This window comes from Paraburkholderia sp. GAS333 (assembly GCF_050435665.1).
Taxonomy (GTDB): domain Bacteria; phylum Pseudomonadota; class Gammaproteobacteria; order Burkholderiales; family Burkholderiaceae; genus Paraburkholderia; species Paraburkholderia fungorum_A.
Genome location: NZ_JBNDKS010000002.1, coordinates 125913 through 147464, shown reverse-complemented (window position 1 = coordinate 147464; position 21552 = coordinate 125913). Strand labels below are relative to the sequence as shown.

22 protein-coding genes are annotated in these 21552 nt (G+C 61.4%); 16 read left to right on the top strand and 6 right to left on the bottom strand.

The genetic code is table 11. The features are described from left to right. Positions 1-32 precede the first annotated feature (32 nt). Together ABH945_RS09905 and rpsU are read left to right on the top strand one after the other, a co-directional pair. Positions 33-974: an aldo/keto reductase gene (locus tag ABH945_RS09905; protein ID WP_429250448.1), complete on the top strand. Its 942-nt coding sequence runs from the start codon at positions 33-35 to the stop codon at positions 972-974. A gap of 372 nt (positions 975-1346) precedes the next feature. Further along, positions 1347-1559, top strand: a complete 213-nt coding sequence (gene rpsU, locus ABH945_RS09900) for a 30S ribosomal protein S21 (RefSeq protein ID WP_006050883.1) — start codon at positions 1347-1349, stop codon at positions 1557-1559. Positions 1560-1768: 209 nt separating this feature from the next. On the opposite strand, the gene ABH945_RS09895 is transcribed toward rpsU, so the two are convergent. Beyond that, positions 1769-2194: a hypothetical protein gene (locus ABH945_RS09895; protein WP_074762500.1), complete on the bottom strand. Its 426-nt coding sequence runs from the start codon at positions 2192-2194 to the stop codon at positions 1769-1771. A 398-nt stretch (positions 2195-2592) separates the two neighbouring features. Next, positions 2593-3192 carry a DNA-3-methyladenine glycosylase I gene (locus ABH945_RS09890; RefSeq protein WP_429250447.1) on the bottom strand — a complete coding sequence of 200 codons (600 nt, stop codon included), beginning with the start codon at positions 3190-3192 and terminating at the stop codon, positions 2593-2595. Between the two features lie 140 nt (positions 3193-3332). On the opposite strand from ABH945_RS09890, the gene ABH945_RS09885 reads away from it, so the two are divergent. Both ABH945_RS09885 and ABH945_RS09880 read left to right on the top strand, forming a co-directional pair. Further along, positions 3333-4214, top strand: a complete 882-nt coding sequence (locus tag ABH945_RS09885) for a BadF/BadG/BcrA/BcrD ATPase family protein (protein ID WP_074762498.1) — start codon at positions 3333-3335, stop codon at positions 4212-4214. Positions 4215-4323: 109 nt separating this feature from the next. Beyond that, the gene (locus ABH945_RS09880) at positions 4324-5145 is read left to right on the top strand and encodes a Cof-type HAD-IIB family hydrolase (protein WP_429250446.1); all 822 of its coding nucleotides are present in this window, start codon (positions 4324-4326) and stop codon (positions 5143-5145) included. Positions 5146-5235: 90 nt separating this feature from the next. Here the strand turns inward: ABH945_RS09880 and ABH945_RS09875 are convergent, their stop codons facing one another. From ABH945_RS09875 to aqpZ, 3 genes are all read right to left on the bottom strand, one after another. After that, positions 5236-5532 carry a PXPV repeat protein gene (locus tag ABH945_RS09875; protein ID WP_074762496.1) on the bottom strand — a complete coding sequence of 99 codons (297 nt, stop codon included), beginning with the start codon at positions 5530-5532 and terminating at the stop codon, positions 5236-5238. Between the two features lie 285 nt (positions 5533-5817). Beyond that, positions 5818-6525: a histidine phosphatase family protein gene (locus ABH945_RS09870; protein ID WP_429250445.1), complete on the bottom strand. Its 708-nt coding sequence runs from the start codon at positions 6523-6525 to the stop codon at positions 5818-5820. Between the two features lie 178 nt (positions 6526-6703). After that, entirely contained in the window at positions 6704-7444 is a 741-nt protein-coding gene (gene aqpZ / locus ABH945_RS09865; RefSeq protein ID WP_429250444.1) for an aquaporin Z, read from the bottom strand. Positions 7445-7728: 284 nt separating this feature from the next. On the opposite strand from aqpZ, the gene ABH945_RS09860 reads away from it, so the two are divergent. Beyond that, complete coding sequence (locus ABH945_RS09860; RefSeq protein WP_074762493.1) at positions 7729-8031, top strand: H-NS family nucleoid-associated regulatory protein; 303 nt, start codon at positions 7729-7731, stop codon at positions 8029-8031. A 281-nt stretch (positions 8032-8312) separates the two neighbouring features. Here the strand turns inward: ABH945_RS09860 and ABH945_RS09855 are convergent, their stop codons facing one another. Beyond that, positions 8313-9377, bottom strand: a complete 1065-nt coding sequence (locus ABH945_RS09855; protein WP_074762492.1) for a glycosyltransferase family 4 protein — start codon at positions 9375-9377, stop codon at positions 8313-8315. Positions 9378-10093: 716 nt separating this feature from the next. Here ABH945_RS09855 and flhD point away from each other — a divergent pair. From flhD to ABH945_RS09800, 11 genes are all read left to right on the top strand, one after another. Then, positions 10094-10414, top strand: coding sequence for a flagellar transcriptional regulator FlhD (flhD, locus tag ABH945_RS09850; RefSeq protein ID WP_074762491.1), 321 nt, complete (start codon positions 10094-10096; stop codon positions 10412-10414). Next, positions 10414-10974, top strand: a complete 561-nt coding sequence (gene flhC / locus ABH945_RS09845) for a flagellar transcriptional regulator FlhC (protein WP_074762490.1) — start codon at positions 10414-10416, stop codon at positions 10972-10974. The genes flhD and flhC overlap by 1 nt, the downstream gene beginning before the upstream one ends. A gap of 233 nt (positions 10975-11207) precedes the next feature. Then, positions 11208-12068, top strand: a complete 861-nt coding sequence (gene motA, locus ABH945_RS09840) for a flagellar motor stator protein MotA (RefSeq protein WP_074762489.1) — start codon at positions 11208-11210, stop codon at positions 12066-12068. 21 nt (positions 12069-12089) lie between these two features. Beyond that, positions 12090-13133 carry a flagellar motor protein MotB gene (motB, locus tag ABH945_RS09835; protein WP_429250443.1) on the top strand — a complete coding sequence of 348 codons (1044 nt, stop codon included), beginning with the start codon at positions 12090-12092 and terminating at the stop codon, positions 13131-13133. A gap of 84 nt (positions 13134-13217) precedes the next feature. Further along, positions 13218-13595 (top strand): response regulator, encoded by a 378-nt coding sequence (locus ABH945_RS09830; protein WP_074762487.1) that lies wholly within the window; start codon positions 13218-13220, stop codon positions 13593-13595. 94 nt (positions 13596-13689) lie between these two features. Next, positions 13690-15978 (top strand): chemotaxis protein CheA, encoded by a 2289-nt coding sequence (gene cheA, locus ABH945_RS09825; protein WP_429250442.1) that lies wholly within the window; start codon positions 13690-13692, stop codon positions 15976-15978. Positions 15979-16047: 69 nt separating this feature from the next. Continuing rightward, entirely contained in the window at positions 16048-16584 is a 537-nt protein-coding gene (locus ABH945_RS09820; RefSeq protein ID WP_074762485.1) for a chemotaxis protein CheW, read from the top strand. Between the two features lie 40 nt (positions 16585-16624). After that, positions 16625-18496 (top strand): methyl-accepting chemotaxis protein, encoded by a 1872-nt coding sequence (locus ABH945_RS09815; protein ID WP_429250441.1) that lies wholly within the window; start codon positions 16625-16627, stop codon positions 18494-18496. Positions 18497-18700: 204 nt separating this feature from the next. Continuing rightward, positions 18701-19654: a CheR family methyltransferase gene (locus ABH945_RS09810; RefSeq protein ID WP_074762483.1), complete on the top strand. Its 954-nt coding sequence runs from the start codon at positions 18701-18703 to the stop codon at positions 19652-19654. Continuing rightward, the gene (cheD, locus tag ABH945_RS09805) at positions 19651-20412 is read left to right on the top strand and encodes a chemoreceptor glutamine deamidase CheD (RefSeq protein ID WP_074762482.1); all 762 of its coding nucleotides are present in this window, start codon (positions 19651-19653) and stop codon (positions 20410-20412) included. Before ABH945_RS09810 ends, cheD begins: the two co-directional genes overlap by 4 nt. A 5-nt stretch (positions 20413-20417) precedes the next feature. Continuing rightward, positions 20418-21506 carry a protein-glutamate methylesterase/protein-glutamine glutaminase gene (locus ABH945_RS09800; protein ID WP_074766182.1) on the top strand — a complete coding sequence of 363 codons (1089 nt, stop codon included), beginning with the start codon at positions 20418-20420 and terminating at the stop codon, positions 21504-21506. Positions 21507-21552: the final 46 nt, after the last annotated feature.

The window sequence follows — 21552 nt, the reverse complement described above, 5'->3', positions numbered from 1 at the left end:
TTGTCTTTCTCGTAATTGATCCCGGAGAAGTCATGCAAAAACGCAGGATTGGACGTTCTGAATTGCAGGTCGCGCCGTTGATGTTCGGCGGTAATGTATTCGGCTGGACTGCCGACGAAGCCACGTCGTTTTCGATTCTCGATGCGTTCGTCGATGCCGGACTCGATTTCATCGATACCGCCGACGTCTATTCGGCCTGGGTGCCGGGCAACCAGGGCGGCGAGTCGGAGACCATCATCGGCAAGTGGTTCCGGCAGAGCGGCAAGCGCGACAGGATCGTGCTGGCGACCAAGGTGTCGAAGTTGCCGCAGCGCAAGGGTTTGTCGGCGGCGAATATTCAGGCAGCCGTTGAAGATTCGCTGCGTCGCCTGCAAACCGATTACATCGACGTCTATTTTTCCCACGACGACGACACTGAAACGCCGCTGGCCGAGACGTTGGGTGCTTACCAGAAGCTGGTCGATGCGGGCAAAGTGCGAGTGATCGGCGCGTCGAACTATAGCGGCGCGCGCATCGAGGAGGCGCTGGCAGTGTCGCGCGAGCACGGACTGCCCGAATATCAGCTGGTGCAACCCGAGTACAACCTGTACGACCGCGCGGAATACGAGCGCGACATCGAACCGGTGGTGCTCGCCAATCAGCTCGGCGCGGTGGTGTATTACAGTCTCGCGAGCGGTTTTTTCTCGGGCAAATACCGTTCACAGGCCGATTTGGCGAATAAGGCGCGCGGCAGCCGGGTCGAGAAATATCTAAACGAACGCGGTTTGCGCATTCTGGCCGCGCTCGATCGTGTCGCCGAACGGCACGGCAGCACGCCGGCCACGATCGCGCTTGCGTGGCTGATCGCTCGTCCCAGCGTGACGGCGCCGATTGCCAGCGCAACCTCGGTGGATCAGCTCAAAAGCCTCGCGGCCGCCGTCCATCTGATGCTGACCGGCGACGATATTCGCGAGCTGGACGAAGCAAGTAATTGATCGCGCGAGAGGCCTGGCGCAATCCGTAAACCCCTGGTACGATGGAGAGTTTCCTGATATCATCGGGAGTGAATTGAGATCTTTGCCTGTTTCGTCAGTGTGTCTTCATGTTGAAAAAGCATTGATGAAAGGTTGGCGAAACGGCAGCAGGCGCGGCTTTGAAGTACGTCTGTCCGCGTTCCGCGGTGAGCTCCCCACCTCTCTTTTCCGGCCTCCGTGGCCGCTTTGCCTCTCGTTTCATTCGTGGTTTGGCCGGGGTTTCCCCGCGTTTGCCTGTTACTGGCCATGAACTGAGACGACCGGAGGGCCGGCGCGTGAGCGGACTCCCGCCACGCAAATTAACCCGTATCAAGTGATTGAGTTAGGAATTACATGACGACGATTCTTCTGAAGGAAAACGAGCCGTTCGAAGTGGCGATTCGCCGCTTTCGTCGCGCAATCGAAAAGAATGGCCTGATCGCTGAACTGCGTGAGCGTCAATCGTACGAAAAGCCGACTACGGCTCGTAAGCGTAAGAAGGCAGCTGCTGTGAAGCGTCTGCACAAGCGCCTGCGCAGCCAGATGCTGCCGAAAAAGCTGCACTAAGCACGCTTTTCCGTACGCCGAACGGCGGTGTGAGCTTCGAAAGAAGCCACATCGCCGTTTTGCTTTTGGGCGGTCGTTTTTGAGTGCCGAGCGTAAGGGGCGTCGGAGAGATGGGGGAATTGGGTGCCATTCGCCGCTAATTATCGGGCGATAGGCAATAAATGCAGTGATGTGTGACGACGTCTAACGTCACCACACATCGCGAATCGTCAAGCGGCGCTCTTCAACCGTTCAGCCGACAACCCAAATTGACGCGCAATCGAGCCTAGACGCTCGCGCCATTCCCACGTGCCGAATACGTCGTGCACGTTTTGCAGGCAACTGAGCAGGTTCACGGTAGTCGGGTCGTACACATTGATTCGCGCGCGCAAAAGCGCCTTTTTCAGCGCAGATACGCCGACATCCATATATGCGGGCACTTCGATGGGCGTTTTGCCGATAAACCGCACGGGGATGCCTTCCATCGCGGTCATGTAATCCCGTGGCTTGATGAAATTGCCGACCGGACAGCCGCCGCAATAACCGCGGTAAGCTCCGCCGCCACGTGGTAGCAGAGCGGCGCGTTTCTGGTCGAACAGGTGATTCACGGCCTGATCGAAAATGTCCTGATGCGTCAGGAAGTTGAGTGTTGTCATGGTTGGTCTCCCGTGCTTGCCGCAGCGGTTATTCGTTGTTTGAGCGCATGAGTAGCAGTATCGGGCGTGGGTCGTTTTGTCATGCCCGGACTAACGCCGTGAAACGCCTTCAATTCCCGGGTTTGGCGCGTTTTAGCGTTGCGTCATTGGCGGGACAGCGGGCGTCGCATCTGATGCGCTCATAAATGTATAACGACCTGAATGCACGAGAAGCTCAGCAGGACTTTGGCGCGCGGCATTTTCGAGCCGCGTTCCGTGCTGGAGCGACACTCGCATTCAACCGCCTGGCCTTGTGAATCGGGCAGCCGTCATTTAAGTAACGCAGCATTCAGGATTTTCCCTGGGCAGCGTGCTTTTGTTAGAGACGCGGCACTAAGCGGCGCGGCCCCAACGCCCATTCAACCCGCCTTGCGATTGCGTCCCTTCTTGCCCAGTGCCACGCATCGCGCGCGACATATGCAAGTCGTTTCGTGATCGTTCACCATGCCGACCGCCTGCATGAACGCATAGCAGATGGTCGATCCCACGAACTTGCAGCCGTAGCGCTTAAGCGCTTTGCTCAACGCGTCAGAAATTTCCGTCGATGCCGGCGCGTGCTTGTATGACGCCCATTCGTTCTGAATCGGCGTCTGGTCGACGAAAGACCATATGAAATTGGCCAGCGAGCCGTGTTCGGCCTGAATTTGCTGCACGGCGCGAGCGTTGTTGATGGCCGCTTCGATCTTGCCCCGGTGACGCACGATGCTCTCGTCCACGACCAGCGCATCGACGTGTTTCGGCGTAAAACGCGCGACCTTGGCGATGTCGAAATCGGCAAAAGCGCGGCGATAGCCGGCCCGCTTGTTGAGAATCGTCGACCATGACAGGCCAGCCTGCGCGCCCTCCAGCACGAGCATTTCGAACAGGTGCTGATCGTCGCGCGAGGGGACGCCCCATTCTTCGTCGTGATACTGTGCGAGCGCTTCGCTCGATACCCAGTTGCATCGCTGCTGTGTCACTGTCGCGCTCCCGCGTAGTCATGTCGCTCGCCAGCATAGCTGAAGCCGCGTGCGCCGCAAGTCAGCCATTCGGCCAATTGCAGGATTGAAAATGACCTGCCACGCTATGCGGTATTCACTCACAAAACTCACTCGATTCGATGAACAACGACTTCTTTCTGATCGGCATTGATGGCGGTGGCACCGGCACCCGCGTGGTCCTCGGCGACGCGCACGGCCGTGAACTCTCGCAGGCCGCTAGCGGGCCGTCGGGGCTGGGCCTCGGTATCGAGCGGGCGTGGCAATCCATCGAGGCCGGCTGTGTCGATGCGTTCGCACGGGCCGGCCTGGCGCTCGACTGGTCGCGTTGCGTGCTTGGTTGCGGACTGGCGGGCGCCAACAATCGGGACTGGCTCGCCGGATTTCACGCGAGCGCGCCCAAGTTGGCAGGACTCGCCGTGGAGCAGGACTCCTTCACCACGTTGCTGGGTGCGCACGGCGGCGAACCGGGTGTGATCGTCGCGCTGGGTACGGGCAGCGTGGCGGCCGTACTCGACGCAAATGGCGAGTGCCGCACGGTTAGCGGCTACGGGTTCCCATCGGGCGACGAAGCGAGCGGCGCATGGCTCGGGCTGCGGGTTATCGTGTATGCGCAGCACGCGCTCGACGGACGCGGTCCCAACGACGAGCTTGCTCAGGCGCTCCTCGCACACATCGGCGCACATGATCTCGATAGCCTCGTCGTCTGGCTTTGCGCGGCCAATCAGACCGCTTATGCAAGCCTTGCGCGCATTGCCGTGGAGCACCGCGCGCATCCGTTTGCCGCGCGGTTGCTGGGCGAGGCGGGGGCCGAAATCGGCAAGATGATCGCCGCGCTCGATCCGTCGGGAACGCTGCCGGTCGCGTTGTGCGGCGGCCTCGGCGCGCCGTTGCGCGAATACGTGCCACAAATCTATCAGGCGCGGTTGCGTGAACCTCTTGCCGATTCGGCGCACGGTGGATTGCGGTTGGCCCAACGCGAAGCAGCACGCCTCGCGAGCTGAGGGCGGCTGACTGCGATCGCGACTGCGTGCGGCGGCCCCAATCGCAATCCAGCAGACACGACCGGCAACGGTAAAATACGCAATTTGACGCTGCCGGGTTGCTCATACCATGTACAAAGTCATCGCCACGGATCTCGACGGCACGCTGCTCAACGCGGATCACCAGGTGGATCCGTTCACAGTCGCCACCGTGCGCAAACTGGAAAGCGACGGCCTGCGGTTCGTGATCGCAACCGGGCGTCACTATTGTGATGTCGCCGGTATTCGCGACGTTCTGGGCATCAGTCCGTATCTGATTACGTCCAACGGCGCGCGTATTCACGCGCCGGACAACACCGTGATTCACGCCGACGATCTGCCGCCGGCCATCGTCAAGAAACTGGTGCAACCGGAAATCGTCGGCACGCATGGCCGCGTGATCGTCAATCTGTTCGCCGATCAGGCGTGGCTGATCGACCGCCATGCGCCTGAATTGCTGAAATTTCACCAGGATTCGGGCTTTACATACGAAGTCGCCGATTTGCCGAAACACGACGGCGTCGACATCGCGAAGGTGCTGTACATCGGCGACCCGGCCGATCTCGCGCAAGTCGCCGAGAATCTCGAACGCGAATTCGGCGACGCGTTGTACGTGACCTACTCGCTGCCGGACTGCCTCGAGGTGATGACGGCGAACGTCTCGAAAGGCCGCGCGTTGCAGATCGTGCTCGAGCGCCTGGGCTTCGACGCGTCGCAATGCGTGGCTTTCGGCGACAACATGAACGACATCGATCTACTGGAAACGGCGGGGCATCCGTTCATGATGAACAACGCCAATCCCGACCTCATCAAGCGTCTGCCGAACGTGCCGCGTATCGGCAATAACTTCGAAGCGGGCGTCGCGCATCATCTGCGCAAGCTGTTTTCGCTCGACGACGAACTGACGTCCTGATCCAGAACGGAACCGGCCCGTTTCCACGGTAGTGGAAGCGGGCCGGTGCGGCTGCGCAAGTTGAATCACATGTTGGATTCAGAAGCGCGATTAACCGTGCCACCCTCCACGGCGATCGCCGTGATCATCGCGTCCGCCGCGATGGTCGTCGTGGTTCCAGCCACGGTCATACCGATGGTCGCCGCGATAATAGTCGCGATGGTCGTAACGATGATCCCAACCCCCGTAGTACACGGGCTCCGGCGCCGCGTAGACGCGCGCCGGCTGTGCATAAACCGGTGCGCCGAGCGACAGTCCGATATTCAGATCCGTGTGGGCTTGCGCGACACCGCATGCGCCCGCAGCGAGTCCGGCAGCAACCAGCAAATGAGTGACGATGCGTTTCATGTTGTTCTCCTGTGAGGCGACGTATGTTTGTCGCACAGGACCAATGTACGCACTCAGCCGGATGGGGACTGCGACGAGATGTTACGGACTGCAAGCATCGTCGCAGGATTTGAAAGGCAGATGAAGCGCGGCCGGAACGGGCCGGAAATCGCATGTGGTCGGCTACAAGCCGCGTCTAATAAGCGTTTGCGGCTTATTAATTCAATGCCAATAACGGGCGGAGCCGAATTTGGCGCGATTTACGCTGCAGTGCGCGTAATTGCGGCTTACATCTGTATTACCCAATTAATGCGCCGCACTCGCAGAAGCCGCTGATCCAGCCGATCCCACCGCCGATGCGCCCGGCAGAGCAGCGCATGGGCAATCCGTCGCGCGACCGTTCAATCCCTGCTGGTCATGTTTGAAGCTCGCCCGCGCAGTGCCGTTTTGCCAGTCGAGCTTGACGATATAGATACTGTCGAAGTCGTCGCTCTGCCATTTCGGCACGTCGGCGGGGTTGCCGCCATGAGCGGCCAGCACCTGCCGCAATAGTTTCACGATCAGCTTGTGCTCCCAGGCCACGACGATCAGCTTGTTGCGGTTCGCCGGATTAACGAGCGCCGTCCCTAACTGGTCGATCTGCGCAAAACCGTAGGGCGTTTGCACGGGCATCTGGAATTGAATGGCGGTCGGCTCGATTGTCGCCAGCGGACGAATGTAGTAATAAGGATGGCCGCTATCGTCCTTTTGCTGACCCGGATCGGGCGCGTAAATCAGATCGGGTTTGCCGAATTTGGCTGCAATCACCGCAGGCAAAGCCAGCGCCCGGTTGAGCCCCTGGCAGTTGAGCTGGCCGTAACCTTGCGCAGGTTTTTCGCCGTGTCGCACGAAGACGATCGTTTCGGTATTGCTATCCGCAGCGTTCGCGGGAGCGGCGGAGAGGGCAAGCGAGCCCGCACACAAGCCGCCGACGGAGAGTAGGAGGCCATGCAGCAATCCGCGGAAACGGTTCATCGGTAGCACCTATGCGAGCTTGGAAAGTCGCCCGATTCTAGCAGCGGGGCCATATACGCATTGCCGGATTGACCGGCATCGCGCGCAGTTTTGCACCAAAACAAAGCGGGCGCCGTAGCGCCCGCTTTAAATTACCGCTGAATTAACTTCGCATTGCCTTTGAATGCGCAATTGCGAATCAATCGAGAGCGAGCTTTTGCGAATTACCGCTGCGGCTCTCCGCAATTAGCGGATACAGCACGCCCGCGATCACGGCACCAATGATCGGCGCGACCCAGAACAACCACAGCTGTTCCACCGCTGCGCCGCCGACGAAGAGCGCGGGGCCGGTCGAGCGCGCCGGATTGACCGACGTGTTGGTGACCGGAATCGAAATCAGGTGGATCAAGGTCAGGCACAGCCCGATGGCGATCGGCGCGAAACCGGCCGGCGCGCGCTTGTCGGTCGCGCCGAGAATGACGAACAGGAAGAAGCCGGTCATCACCACTTCGCAAACGAACGCGGCGGCGAGCGAGTAGTGGCCCGGCGAGCGATCGCCGTATCCGTTGCTGGCAAAGCCGCTCGTCACGAGATCGAAGCCCGGCTGGCCCGACGCGATGACCGACAGCACGAACGCGCCCAGCACGGCGCCGACTAACTGCGCCACGATGTACGGCGGCAGGTCCCGAGCCGGGAAGCGGCCAGCGACGGTCAGGCCGACGCTCACCGCCGGATTCAGGTGACAGCCCGAAATGTGGCCGATCGCGAAAGCCATGGTCAGCACGGTCAGGCCGAACGCGAGCGACACGCCCACGAAGCCGATGCCGAGACCGTGAACCGGACCCGCGAAATTGGCGGCGAGCACGGCGCTACCGCAGCCTCCGAGCACCAGCCAGAAAGTACCGAATAGTTCAGCGACCAGGCGTTTTGACAACGGCATGATTGGTATTCCTAAAAAGTGTTGCTTCTGGAAACACGCACAGCGCAACAGTGGTGCATGTCTTGAGCGCGCATTCTAGGGAAAGTCCGGGAAATCCAGTGTCAAGAATTGTCAATGCGGAGTGCGCTTTACCGATTATTTCGAGATAAAACGCTGCTTTACGATTCAGCGCGGCTTAATAATTATCAGAGGATATCTCGCTAAATCGGTATTATTGTCCATTGCGAATTTTTATAATTGCAGTTAGTCTGCGATCGAATCAGTTCTAAAAAGGGGAGAACCGAATGTCTCAATATGCAGACCTCAAGGCGCAGATCGCCAAATTGCAGGCACAAGCAGAAGATGCACGGCGTACTGAAATTGACAATGTAGTCGCCGACATCCGCCAAAAGATCGCTGAATACGGTCTAACTGCACAAGACCTCGGTTTTGCAGTCGCGGCCAAGCGCGGACGCCCGCCCAAGAAGGCTCCGCTGCCGGCAAAATACCAGGATCCCAAATCGGGAAATACGTGGAGCGGGCGCGGTAAGCCACCCAAGTGGATTGCCGGTAAGAATCGCGAACGCTTTCTGATTGGCGCAGCTTGATTCGGCTATCAGCTTTCGCGAAAGCGAATTGAAGGTTTGTCTTATTCGCGATGCGCTAATCGGTGATCGCAGTGCATCCATCCCATCAATAAAAAAGCCGCCCTATGAGGCGGCTTTTTCTACAGAAACCGGCAGACAAGTCTGATTTCCTGCTTGCGCAAACGATTCACTTGTCAGCTAACATCTCATTCATCGCAAAATCGGAATACGCGGTGTATGCGGCAGCTAACTGCTTAAAGCGGTTGATCGCAAAAAGGCGTCAACCGCTTTATTCCGTCTTGTTAGCCGACGGCAACCTGGCGCAATACCGGGCGGCGCGTTGCTTCAATCAACGCCGAATAACCATCGACATAGTTTTGCGCCATCGTCTTCGAGCTGAAACGGCGTTCGAATTGCGCGCGAATTTCGGTGCGCGACAGTTCATCCAGACGTTGCAGCGCGGCGACCGCACCTTGCACATCTTCGACGATGTAGCCCGTCACGCCGTGGTCGATCACTTCCGGCACCGAACCGCGGTTGAACGCGATAACCGGCGTGCCGCAAGCCATCGACTCGATCATCACGAGGCCAAACGGCTCCGACCAGTCGATCGGGAACAGCAGCGCCTTCGCACCCGACAGGAACTCGGGCTTCTGCGCTTCGTTGATCTCGCCGACGAACTCCACGTGCGCCATCGACAGCAGCGGTTCGATTTCGCGTTTGAAATACTCCTGGTCGACCTTGTCCACCTTGGCGGCGATCTTCAGCGGCAAACCGCTTTGTGCAGCGATTTTGATAGCTGTATCGACGCGCTTTTCGGGGCAAATGCGGCCGAGGAAAGCCAGATATTCCGGCTTCTTGTGCGTTTGCGGCGTCAGCAACTGCTCAGGAAGACCGTGATAGATCGTGTTGAGCCAGTTCGCCTGCGGCAACGGCAAACGTTGCGAATCCGAAATCGACACCACCGGAACGTTTGAAAACGCATCGAACACCGGCTGCAATTCCGGCAGATCGAGACGGCCGTGCAGCGTCGTCACGAACGGCGTGTCCATCGTCGTGAAGAGCGGGAACGGCATGTAGTCGAGGTGAAAATGCAGCACGTCGAATTCATGCGCGACCTTGCGCACCTTTTCCATCATCAGGACGTGCGGCGCCAATGCGTCGCGGATCGTCGGATCGAGACGTAGCGCACGCGGCCAGCAGGCGTCGAGATTCGCGGACGTAACCGAGTCGCCGCTGGCAAACAGCGTGACATCATGGCCGAGATCGACCAGCGCTTCAGTCAGATACGACACGACGCGTTCGGTGCCACCATAGAGTTTCGGCGGGACGGCTTCATACAGGGGCGCAATTTGTGCGATTCGCATGCGTTTTCTCCAATTCAAACGGCATCGCGGGACGCGCTCGACTAGAGCGGAGGAGCGAATGCCTAACGGACGGTTGGGCGCGGTAAGCCGCCGCCCGGGGGTGCTCCGAATCCTGCATCGGGTAATCCCTTAGCTTCATTATCGGGATCGGCCGCGCCAATTCGAGTTATTTTTCAAACGCTTAACGTTGTTACAGCGCGAAACATGGTCGGTTACAGCTCATCTGGGAGGCCGTCCCGATAATCGGGAGCGATCATTTCGCAGATAAACAAACGCTGATAACCGTGCAGAGCCCCAGCAATCGCTGGGCCTGGTAGACCGAGCATGACGCCTAAAGGGGCTTCATTACAGCAGAGTGAAAAGCTTTTATAATTCTTTTTCACCTCTGCAAGGTGCGGGTCGTGAGTTATCGAAACTCACCAACTGGTTCACTTTTAGCCGAACCAGGCACTCAAAGCGCATCGTGAATCACCCGCTGCGCGCTACCTCTTCCGAATTTGCATCCCCTCAGGCTCGTCTTTGTAGGAAAAATTCCTACACGAATGACGGATTTATCCGTCAAACAGGCTGGGTGTCTGTCCGATTTTCGTCGCAGTTACATTTAGACACAATGTTGGCAACACAGAAACGAGCCGATTCGTGCGGATGAAGTGCGCGCGCTCAGGCAAACGTTTCCTTACACGGCATTAACCAGCCAGACACACCCCGGGGGAATCATGAGCGCGAATAGCGATATGCTCAGTGAGATCAGAGAAGTCAACCTGTCTTATCTCCTGCTTGCGCAGCGTCTGCTGCGCGAAGACAAGCCTATGGGCATGTTTCGCATGGGGATTTCGGACCAGCTAGCCGATGTGCTCGCCAATCTGTCGTTGGCGCAGACCGTGAAGCTGGCGGCGTCCAATCAGGTGCTGTGCCGTTTCCGTTTCGACGACCACGCGGTGCTGTCCGCGCTGGCCGACAAAGGCAAATCGGCGGCCGTGGCTCAGGCGCATTCCGCGATCCTGATGGCCGGTCAACCCGTCGAGCAACTCGGCTGATGGCCTACAAAAGTGTTGTTCTCGAAGTCAAGGAAATCACGCTAGCCATTGAGCTGATCGAGCTTGGCGCGCGTCTGCAATTGCTGGAAGCGGAAACCAGTCTGTCCCGCGACCGGCTCATCAAGCTGTACAAGGAACTGAAAGGGGTGTCGCCGCCCAAGGGCATGCTGCCGTTTTCGACTGACTGGTTCATGACCTGGCAGCCGAACTTTCACTCATCGCTGTTCTACAACATCTACCGTTTCATGGCGGACCACGGCGGCTGCAAGACCATCCAGTCGATCGTCAAAAGCTACCGGCTCTATCTGGAGCATGTCAGCCTGCACGACGACGAGCCCGTGCTCAGCCTCACGCGCGCGTGGACGCTGGTGCGCTTCTTCGATTCCGGGATGTTGCAGATGACCTCCTGCTGCCGTTGTCGTGGGCATTTTGTCGCGCACGCTCACGATCCGCAGCACAACTTCGTCTGCGGGCTGTGCCAGCCGCCTTCGCGCGCAGGTAAGACAAAGAAATTCGCCGACGCCCGCGCCCGCGAAAGCCTTGCCGCGCTCGCCGTCTGAGCTGTACGCATCCGGCGGCGAACCGGCCGCTCTGCCAGCGCGGTCCGCCCGGCCCGCCAGCCAAGGCGCGGCACGGGGCGCCACCGGCAGCCACGCCGTCCGTGTCGGGCGGCGTGTGACGCCCCCTCTGGTTTACACCGCAGCGCTCAGCCGCTTTTCCGTCAAAGTTTTCTGTTCCGTTGCCGTAAACCAATTAACGACGGTGACCGTCGCTTCTTTGTGAGGGCTCGGCAGTGCTAGTTTTCGTGGGAACACTCGTGACGCTTTTGTCCGTTTTCGGCGGTTACGCGCTGGAAGGCGGCCATCTTGGCGCGCTGATGCAGCCCGTTGAAGTGCTGATGATCGCCGGCGCTGGCGTTGGCGCGTTCATTCTCGGTAACGGAATGAAGACGATCAAGGCGACGCTGCGCGTCATTCCGACCCTCTTCAAGGGCGCGAAGTACAACAAGGACGTCTACATGGAGCTGATGGCGCTCCTCTACGTCCTGCTGGCCAAGGCGCGCAAGGAAGGCACGCTGACGCTGGAAGCGGACATCGACGATCCGTCGAAGAGTCCGATCTTCACCCAGTACCCGAAGATTCTCGCCGACCATCACATCATCGAATTCCTGACCGACTACCTGCGGCTGATGGTGGGCGGCAACATGAATGCGTTCGAAATCGAAAGCCTGATGGACGAGGAAATCGAAACGCATCACACAGAAGGCGAAGCTCCGGCGCATGCGCTGAACAAGGTCGGCGACGCGATGCCCGCGTTCGGCATCGTGGCTGCGGTGATGGGCGTGGTGCACACCATGGCCTCCGCCGACAAACCGCCCGCCGTGCTCGGCGAAATGATCGCGCAGGCGCTGGTCGGCACCTTCCTCGGCATTCTGCTTTCGTACGGGCTGATCGGGCCGCTCGCGAGCGTCGCCGAACAGCGCGTGACCGAGTCGACCAAGATGTTCCAGTGCATCAAGGTGACGATTCTCGCGAGCCTGAACGGCTACGCACCGGCAATCGCCGTCGAATTCGGCCGCAAGGTGCTGTTCTCGACCGAGCGTCCGTCGTTCGCCGAGCTGGAAGAGCACGTGCGCCGCGTGAAGGCCAAGTAAAGGGCGCCGGGAACCGAATCGATGAGCAAGGACAAAGACCGCGCCATTGTCGTCAAGCGCGCCGCGCCCAAGAAAGCCGGGCATCACGGCGGCGCGTGGAAGCTCGCATACGCGGACTTCATGACCGCGATGATGGCGTTCTTCCTGCTGATGTGGCTGCTGAGTTCGGCATCCACGGTGCAGTTGAAGGGCATCGCCGATTACTTCAACCAGCCGTTGAAGATCACGCTCTGGGGCGGCGATCGCAGCGCCGAAGATTCGAGCATCCTGAAAGGCGGCGGCCGCGATATTTCGACCGACGCGCAAGGCGTGACGCGCTCCACCGACGGCAGCAGCAGCCGCGCCGAGCAAACCGTATCGCATAACAACGAAGAAGCGCAGAAGCAGTTGCAGGGCGAGCTGGAGCGTCGCGAACAGGTTCGTCTGCACGACCTGCAGGTCAAGCTGATGGCCGCGATCGAAGCGAACCCGGTGCTGCGCCAGTTCAAGCAGCAGATCCGCATCGATTCGACGCTGACGGGGCTGCGCATCGAGATCGTCGATTCGCAGAAGCGGCCGATGTTCGCGACCGCGAAAGACGAAGTGGAACCGTATATGCGCGACATCCTGCGCGAAATCGGCCACACGCTGAACGATGTGCCGAACCGCATCATCGTGCAGGGACACACCGACGCCGCGCAGTACGCGGGCGGCGAGAAGGGCTACAGCAACTGGGAACTGTCCGCTGACCGCGCGAATGCGTCGCGTCGCGAGCTGATCGCAGGCGGCATGGACGAAGCGAAGGTGATGCGCGTGCTCGGTCTCGCGTCGACGCAGAACCTGAACAAGGCGGACCCGATGGACCCGGAGAACCGCCGCATCAGCATCATCGTGTTGAACAAGAGGTCGGAGGACTCGTTGAATCACGACGACTCCACCACGACCACCTTGTCCGACGACGCAGCCGGCTCCAAGCCGTTGCTGCAAAAAATTGCGCCGCCGGTAACGGCGGCACCGATGCCGCCGCTTCTGGGGCCAGCAAAAGCACCTGCGGCACCAGCAGCACCCGCGGCAGCGGCCCAGTAACAGACAGCGATCGCCAGGCGAGTCGCGCGCCCGCTGGCGCGGACAGTCCGGCGATTCATAGCGTAAGTGCAGCGAGAGGTTTTCATGATCAGGCACATTCTGGCAATCGACGATTCGGCATCGATGCGGCAGATCCTTGCCGCAACGCTGACGACGGCCGGCTACGAAGTGACGCTCGCGGCGGACGGCAACGAAGGGCTCGAAAACGCGCTCGCCATGTCGTTCGACCTCGTGTTGACGGACCAGCACATGCCGGGCAAGACCGGTCTCGATCTGATCGCTGCGTTGCGCGGCAATCCGGCTTATCAGGCGACGCCCATCCTCGTCCTCACGACGGAATCGGGCGAGCCGTTCAAGGAAGCGGCACGTGCGGCGGGCGCGACCGGCTGGATCGAAAAGCCGCTCGACCCCGACATGCTGACCGAACTCGTGGCGGCGCTGGCTGAGCCGGACCTCGCCTAAGCCACTCCCGGACACGTTAAAGAAACTATCGAAGCACCCGGCGCGGCGGCCCCAAGCCCCAAGCCCGGACAGGAACTCTCGCGGTGACCCAGGCATGACACTCGACATCACTCAGTTCTATCAGACGTTCTTCGACGAAGCGGACGAACTGCTCGCGCAGATGGAGCAGTTGCTGCTCAATCTGGATATCGCCAACCCTGACCCCGAAGACCTCGCGGCGATTTTCCGCGCGGCGCATTCGATCAAGGGTGGCGCGGCGACATTCGGCTTTACCGCGTTGACGGAAACGACCCACATTCTCGAATCGCTGCTCGATCGCGCGCGCAATAACGAAATCGTGCTGCGCAAGGACATGATCGACACGTTCCTCGAAACCAAGGACGTGTTGTCCGGTCAGCTCGCCGACTATCGCGCGAGCGCCGAACCGGACGCAGCAGTCGCGAAGGCGATCTGCGCGAAGCTCGAACAGCTTCACGCGGAGAGCCTCGGCGGCGGCGCGCCGGTGGTGGCGGCTGCTCCGGCAGCGGCATCGGTTGAAACAGTTGCAGTAAAAGAAGGCACCCCGCCCGAGCACGTCGTCGAACAGGCGGTGCAGGTGGCGGGTGGATGGGATGACGGCGAACCGGCACAGACCGGGCAAGCCGCGGGGACGGGCAGTGTCGACGACAACACCGGTCCCCATCTGAAAATTACGCTACGGGGCGTGGGTGAGAAGGACCAGGAACTGCTGGCCGAAGAGCTGGGCAACCTGGGGAACATCGTTGGGCAGGTCAAGAGCGGCGGCGATTTCACGCTGTGGCTCGCGACCGATGTGACCTCCGACGACATCATCGCCGTGTGCTGTTTCGTGATCGACGAAAGTCAGATCTCGATCGGCCGCGGCACCGCACCGGCGGACGAAACGGAACAAGGCGAACCTGGAACGCCCGAAGCCGATTCGTCGCCGGCGCAGGCAGCACATGTAACGCATACCAGTCAGGCGGAACCCGCAGCATCGTCGGCCCCGGCGGCCAACTCCGCTGCGCCCGCCGGCAAGGCAACACACGGTTTGTTCGACGCATCGGCTGCGCCTGCTGCACCGGCTGCCGCCGCTGCGCAACCGGCAGCGGCGAGTCAACCGGCACCCGCAGCCAGCGCTGCGGCACCGGCCGAAACCGATCGCAAGGCGCGTCCGGCTGCGGCGGCGGCAGCCGCCGAAGGCAGCTCCATTCGCGTGGGCGTCGAAAAGGTCGATCAGCTGATCAACCTGGTCGGCGAACTGGTGATCACGCAGGCGATGCTCGCGGAAACCACCAGCACGTTCGACCCGGCGCTGCACGATCGCCTGTTCAACGGTATGGCGCAGCTCGAGCGCAATGCGCGCGATCTGCAGGAAGCGGTCATGTCGATCCGCATGATGCCGATGGATTACGTGTTCAGCCGCTTCCCGCGTCTGGTGCGCGATCTGGCGGCGAAGCTCGGCAAGGAAGTGGAACTCGTCACCTTCGGTCAGGCGACCGAACTCGACAAGAGCCTGATCGAGCGGATCATCGACCCGTTGACCCACCTCGTGCGCAACAGTCTCGACCACGGCATCGAAACCGTGGAAGCGCGGCGCGCGGCGGGCAAGGATTCGACCGGGCAGCTGGTGCTGTCGGCGGCACATCATGGCGGCAACATCGTCATCGAAGTGAGCGACGACGGCGCGGGCCTGCGCCGCGACAAGATTCTCGCGAAGGCGGCCAAGCAGGGCATGACCGTCAGCGACACGATGACCGACGAAGAAGTCTGGAACCTGATCTTCCTGCCGGGCTTCTCGACGGCGGAACAGGTCACCGACGTGTCGGGCCGCGGCGTCGGCATGGACGTGGTGAAGCGGAACATCCAGTCGATGGGTGGTCACGTCGAAATCACGTCGCACGCCGGCAAGGGCAGCACCACGCGAATCGTGTTGCCGCTGACGCTGGCGATTCTCGACGGCATGTCGGTGAAGGTCGGCAGCGAGATTTTCATTCTGCCGCTGAACTTCGTGATGGAGTCGCTGCAACCGCAAGCCGAAGACATTTATACGGTCGCCAACGGCGAACGCGTGGTGCGCGTGCGCGGCGAATATCTGCCGCTCGTCGCGTTGCACGAAGTGTTCAACGTCGAAGACGCGAAGCAGGAACCGACCCAGGGCATCGTCACCATCATGCAAACCGAGGGGCGCCGCTTTGCGATGCTGATCGACGAGCTGGTGGGACAGCAGCAGGTGGTCGTGAAGAACCTCGAAACGAATTACCGCAAGGTGCACGGCATTTCCGCCGCGACGATTCTCGGCGACGGCAGCGTCGCGCTGATCGTGGACGTGGCGGCGCTGAACCGCGAAACCCGCCATGCGCATGGCGCGATGAGCCTCGCATGACGACCCTCGTACGAGCACGACGCGCAACACTCACTCAATTCATTTCATCCCAACCGTTTGGGGGCTAACGTGGCAGAAGTCCAATCCATCAATTCGAGCGTGGCGAACGCGAGCGGTACGAATGGCCGCCGCGACGCGCAGCAGGCCGACGCCGGCGGTCAGGAATTCCTGGTCTTCACGCTCGGCGCCGAAGAGTACGGCATCGACATTCTCAAGGTGCAGGAAATCCGCGGTTACGACAACGTGACCCGCATCGCGAATGCGCCCGAGTTCATCAAGGGCGTGATCAACCTGCGCGGCATCATCGTGCCGATCGTCGATATGCGCATCAAGTTCCATCTGGGCCGTGTCGAGTACGACCATCAGACGGTGGTGATCATCCTGAACGTCGCGCATCGCGTGGTCGGGATGGTGGTCGACGGCGTGTCGGACGTGCTGACGCTCGCCACCGACCAGATCATGCCCGCGCCCGAATTCGGCGCGACGCTGACGACCGAGTACCTGACGGGCCTCGGCACCGTCGACGGCCGCATGCTGATTTTGATGGACATCGAAAAGCTGATGACCAGCCGCGAAATGGCGCTGATCGAAACGCTGGGCGTTTAACGGAACACCGCGAACGGGAAACTGGAGAGGGAGCGTCAAGATGCTGAACAGGTGGTCGATCCGCACGTCGTTGACATTGGTGGGGGTCCTTCTGGTTACGCTGACCGTCGTGGTCGGCGCGCTGGGTCTAACCGCGCTGAATCGGGCGAGCACCTCGCTCGACCGGATTGCGCGCGGCGATCTCGTGGCGATTCACGCTCTCGACGACGCGGCGTCGTATCTGTTGCGCTCGCGGGTCGCGGTGGACCGCTTCAACGCGCTGCAAAGCGCGGGTAACGCGGACGAAGCGAAGCAGGCGCTGTCGCGCGCGCAGGAGTTGCTCGCGAAAAGCAACCAGAACTGGCAGACGTATCTCGACGCACCCAAGCCCGGCATCGATCAGGCCTTGCTCGACGACGTCGCGGCCAAACACAACACGGTGATGCACGACGGCGTCGAGCCGGAATTCGCCGCGTTGAACGCCAACGACATGGCCGCGTATCACGCGATCGCCGATACGAAGATCAGCCCGATGTTCATCGCGTACGACGCGGCGGCGTCGGCGGTGGTCAAGGCGTTGCAACAGAGCGTGAGCGAGCAGCAAGCGAACGCACAGGACAACGCGTCGCTGATGATGACGTTGATCATCGGCGTCACGGTTCTCGCGTTGCTGCTGGTGGTCGGCATTCGTTTCGCGCTGCGCGGCCTGATCGTGCAACCGCTGAAAGACGCCACCGCCTGCTTCGAGCGGATGGCGGCGGGCGATCTGTCCGAACCGATCGAGGTGTTTAGCCACAATGAAATCGGCCGTCTGTTCGCCGGTATCAAGCGGATGCAGGACAGCCTCTCGGCGATGGTGAAGGCCGTTCACGGCAGCACCGAATCGATCGACACCGGCGCGCGCGAAATCGCGATGGGCAACACCGATCTGTCGCAGCGCACCGAACAACAGGCCGCTTCGTTGCAGCAGACCGCATCGAGCATGGATCAACTCACCGGCACCGTGCGCCAGAACGCCGAGAACGCGCGTCAGGCGAGCCAGCTGGCCGTCAACGCGTCCGACATCGCGACGCGCGGCGGCGAAGTGGTGAGCGAAGTCGTCACGACGATGCAGGACATCGCGACCAGCTCGAACAAGGTCGTCGACATCATCGGCGTGATCGAGGGGATTGCGTTCCAGACCAATATTCTCGCGCTGAACGCGGCGGTCGAAGCCGCGCGCGCGGGCGAGCAGGGCCGCGGTTTCGCGGTCGTGGCAGGCGAAGTGCGCAGCCTCGCGCAGCGCAGCGCGAGCGCGGCGAAGGAAATCAAGGAACTGATCGGCGATTCGGTCGACAAGGTGCAGAGCGGCTCGGCGCTGGTCGGCCGTGCAGGCTCGACGATGGACGAGATCGTGCAGGCAGTGCGGCGCGTGACCGACATCATGGGCGAAATCAGCGCGGCGTCGGAAGAACAGTCGGGCGGGATCGAGCAGGTGAATCGCGCCGTCGTGCAGATGGACGAAGTCACGCAGCAGAACGCGGCGCTGGTCGAAGAAGCGGCGGCTGCAGCGGCGTCGCTAGAAGAGCAGACGCGTCAGTTGCAGACGGTGATCGGCGGCTGGAAGGTCATTGGCGGACAGACACGCGGCGCTGTGGCGGCCGTGCGTCCGCAGACGGCGACTCGGGCGAATGTCCCGACGTACAAAGCGTCGCCGGTCAAAACCGCGGCGCAGACGCCGGCCCCGGCAGGCAATGGCGCCGCAGGCACAGTAAATGGATCAGGCAGCGAGGCAATTAGCACGACCCCAGCATCATCTACCCGCGACGCAGCTTCGCGCGTCGAACCCGCGCTCAAGCCGAAGGCAGCGCGCGCGGTATCCGAATCCGTAGCACGTCCGGCCGCAGCAAGCGCGGCCACGGCGGGCTCCGACTCGGACTGGGAAACGTTCTAGGAAGTGGCACAAAGTCATGCAGTCATCCCGTCTCCCGCTCGTTGATGAGCGATTCATCGAAACACGCCCGCAAAGCGTGTCGCGGGGCGACTGCGTGCAGGCAGAACCGGCGGGCGCGTGCAACCCCGCGAAACCAATCCCTTCTTCCCAAGGGCACCCTTCGGGCGGAAAGCGGGATGGCTCGTATCGCAGGCAGGAACATTCATGATGGCAACGCGCGCACAACCACGGCCGGACCGGCAGGAGCCGGCCAGATCCGGCGAGTCGAACCGGGACTTTGAGTTCACCACGGCGGACTTCGCTCGCATTCGCGAGCTGATTCACCGCAGCGCGGGCATCTCGTTATCGGATCACAAGCGCGACATGGCGTACAGCCGGCTCGCACGCCGCCTGCGCGCGCGGGGTCTCGACACGTTCAGGCAGTATCTCGATCTGCTGGAAGCGGAGAACGATCCCGCCGAGTGGGAGGCGTTCACCAACGCGCTGACCACCAATCTGACCGCGTTTTTCCGCGAGGCGCATCACTTTCCGATCCTCGCCGACTTCGTGCCGCGCCGCGCGCAGCCGGTGTCGGTGTGGTGCTCGGCGGCATCGACGGGTGAGGAGCCTTATTCGATCGCGATGACGCTGATCGAAGCGCTCGGCGATAGCGGCGCGCGTCAGGCGTCGGTGCTCGCCACCGACATCGATACGCAAGTGCTCGCGAAGGCCGCAGCCGGTGTGTATCAGTTCGACCAGGTGAAGCATCTGTCGCCCGAACGGCTCAAGCGCTTCTTTCTCAGAGGCACGGGCGCGCATGCGGGCATGGTCAAGGTGCGTCCCGAAGTGCGCTCGCTGGTGCGCTTCGAGCAGTTGAACCTGACCGACCGCGATTACCAGTTGCGCTCGCAATTCGACGCGATTTTCTGCCGCAATGTGATGATCTATTTCGATAAACCGACGCAGGCGCAAGTCCTCACGCGCTTCGAGCCGCTGATGAAGTCGGGCGGCCTGCTGTTCGCCGGTCACTCGGAAAACTTCACCTACGTGACACAGGCATTCAAGTTGCGCGGCCAGACCGTCTACGAACTCACCCGTGACGCAACCGGCGTGCGTACGCCGCAGCGCGCGTCGGGTGCGACGTCGCAGCATCATTCGGCTAGCGGGGTGATCGCATGAGCAGCGCCTTGCCGATCGCCACCAATCTCTACTACGACAACCACTTCCAGCGCCCCGGCGTGAAGTTGTTGCCCAACGAGTTCTACACGACCCACGACGACATGGTGCTCGTCACCGTGCTGGGTTCGTGCGTCGCGGCCTGCATTCAGGACCGCACCGCCGGGATCGGCGGCATGAACCACTTCATGCTGCCCGACGACGGCGCGGACGTCGCGCACGCCGCATCCGATTCGATGCGCTACGGCGCGTACGCGATGGAAGTGCTGATCAACGAACTGATCAAGGCCGGTGGCCGCCGCGAGCGTTTCGAAGCCAAGGTATTCGGCGGCGGCGCGGTGCTGGCCGGCATGACGACGATGAACATCGGCGACCGCAACTCGGAATTCGTGCGCCGCTATCTGGCGACCGAAAAAATCCGTATCGTCGCCGAGGATTTGCAGGGCTCGCATCCGCGCAAGGTCGCGTTCATGCCGCGCACCGGTCAGGTGATGGTGAAGAAATTGCGTCTTCAGCAGGAAGCGGGCGTGGCCGAGCGCGAACAGGCGCTCGTGCGGCAAAGCGCCGAAGCGCGCGCCGAGCGGCTCGCAGCCGCGCGCAAACGGGTCGAGCTGTTTTCGTCGCCCGCTGCCGGCGCTGCCCGGCCGAAGATCGAGCTGTTCGGCTCGACCGGCGGCGCCGCGAAGCCGCGTATCGAACTGTTCGGTTCGAGTCCGCGCCCGATTAATTCAAACAACGCCAGAACGACAGAGGAGGCGTGAGCGCCGTGCAAAAGATCAAAGTACTGTGCGTCGACGATTCGGCGCTGATTCGCAGCCTGATGACCGAAATCATCAACAGCCAGCCGGATATGACCGTGGTGGCGACCGCGCCCGACCCGCTGGTGGCGCGCGACCTCATCAAGCAGCACAACCCGGACGTGTTGACGCTCGACGTCGAAATGCCGCGCATGGACGGCCTCGATTTTCTCGAGAAGCTGATGCGTCTGCGGCCGATGCCGGTCGTGATGGTGTCGTCGCTGACCGAGCGCGGTAACGAAATCACGCTGCGCGCGCTCGAACTCGGCGCGGTCGATTTCGTCACCAAGCCGAAGGTCGGGATTCGCGACGGCATGCTCGACTATTCGGAAAAGCTTGCCGACAAGGTCCGCGCCGCAGCCCGTGCGCGCGTGCGCCAGGCCGCGCCCGTGCATCACGCGGCGGCTCATGCCGCACACGCGCCGGTCGGCGCCGCGCCGCTTTTCAACAATCCGCTGCTCAGTACCGAGAAGCTGATTATTGTCGGCGCGTCGACGGGCGGCACCGAAGCGATCCGCGAAGTGCTGGTGCCGCTGCCGCCGGATGCGCCCGCTGTGTTGATCGCGCAACACATGCCGCCTGGGTTTACCAAATCTTTCGCACAACGCCTCAATGGTTTGTGCCGGATTACCGTTAAAGAGGCAGAGCATGGCGAACGCGTGCTGCCGGGACATGCGTATATCGCGCCTGGTCACGCTCACCTGTTGCTTGCCCGCAGCGGCGCGAATTATATTGCCCACCTGTCGGACGAACCGCCGGTCAACCGGCATCGTCCTTCGGTGGACGTGCTGTTCCGTTCGGCCGCGCAGCACGCGGGGAAGAACGCGGTCGGCGTGATTCTGACGGGCATGGGGCGCGACGGCGCCGCCGGGCTGCTGGACATGAAAAAAGCAGGGGCGTACACCCTTGCACAGGACGAAGCGAGCTGTATCGTATTCGGCATGCCGCGAGAAGCGATTGCGCTCGGCGCGGCAGACGAGATCGCATCGCTGCCGGAAATGAGCCGACGCGTCATGGCGCGTTTGTCATCGATGGGCGATCGCGTTCAGCGGGTATGATGCGAGCCGGATGGATTGAGGCGGTTGTTCGAAGCGCTATCGACGC

Excerpts from the sequence above, each read along its gene's own strand:
- ABH945_RS09815 (WP_429250441.1), top strand. The coding sequence starts at position 16,625 with ATGCTGAACAGGTGGTCGATCCGCACGTCGTTGACATTGGTGGGGGTC.
- ABH945_RS09870 (WP_429250445.1), bottom strand. The coding sequence starts at position 6,525 with ATGAACCGTTTCCGCGGATTGCTGCATGGCCTCCTACTCTCCGTCGGC.
- motB (WP_429250443.1), top strand. The coding sequence starts at position 12,090 with ATGAGCAAGGACAAAGACCGCGCCATTGTCGTCAAGCGCGCCGCGCCC.
- rpsU (WP_006050883.1), top strand. The coding sequence starts at position 1,347 with ATGACGACGATTCTTCTGAAGGAAAACGAGCCGTTCGAAGTGGCGATT.
- ABH945_RS09830 (WP_074762487.1), top strand. The coding sequence starts at position 13,218 with ATGATCAGGCACATTCTGGCAATCGACGATTCGGCATCGATGCGGCAG.
- ABH945_RS09880 (WP_429250446.1), top strand. The coding sequence starts at position 4,324 with ATGTACAAAGTCATCGCCACGGATCTCGACGGCACGCTGCTCAACGCG.
- ABH945_RS09875 (WP_074762496.1), bottom strand. The coding sequence starts at position 5,532 with ATGAAACGCATCGTCACTCATTTGCTGGTTGCTGCCGGACTCGCTGCG.
- ABH945_RS09855 (WP_074762492.1), bottom strand. The coding sequence starts at position 9,377 with ATGCGAATCGCACAAATTGCGCCCCTGTATGAAGCCGTCCCGCCGAAA.
- ABH945_RS09905 (WP_429250448.1), top strand. The coding sequence starts at position 33 with ATGCAAAAACGCAGGATTGGACGTTCTGAATTGCAGGTCGCGCCGTTG.
- ABH945_RS09810 (WP_074762483.1), top strand. The coding sequence starts at position 18,701 with ATGATGGCAACGCGCGCACAACCACGGCCGGACCGGCAGGAGCCGGCC.
- ABH945_RS09895 (WP_074762500.1), bottom strand. The coding sequence starts at position 2,194 with ATGACAACACTCAACTTCCTGACGCATCAGGACATTTTCGATCAGGCC.
- cheD (WP_074762482.1), top strand. The coding sequence starts at position 19,651 with ATGAGCAGCGCCTTGCCGATCGCCACCAATCTCTACTACGACAACCAC.
- flhD (WP_074762491.1), top strand. The coding sequence starts at position 10,094 with ATGAGCGCGAATAGCGATATGCTCAGTGAGATCAGAGAAGTCAACCTG.
- aqpZ (WP_429250444.1), bottom strand. The coding sequence starts at position 7,444 with ATGCCGTTGTCAAAACGCCTGGTCGCTGAACTATTCGGTACTTTCTGG.
- cheA (WP_429250442.1), top strand. The coding sequence starts at position 13,690 with ATGACACTCGACATCACTCAGTTCTATCAGACGTTCTTCGACGAAGCG.
- ABH945_RS09885 (WP_074762498.1), top strand. The coding sequence starts at position 3,333 with ATGAACAACGACTTCTTTCTGATCGGCATTGATGGCGGTGGCACCGGC.
- flhC (WP_074762490.1), top strand. The coding sequence starts at position 10,414 with ATGGCCTACAAAAGTGTTGTTCTCGAAGTCAAGGAAATCACGCTAGCC.
- ABH945_RS09860 (WP_074762493.1), top strand. The coding sequence starts at position 7,729 with ATGTCTCAATATGCAGACCTCAAGGCGCAGATCGCCAAATTGCAGGCA.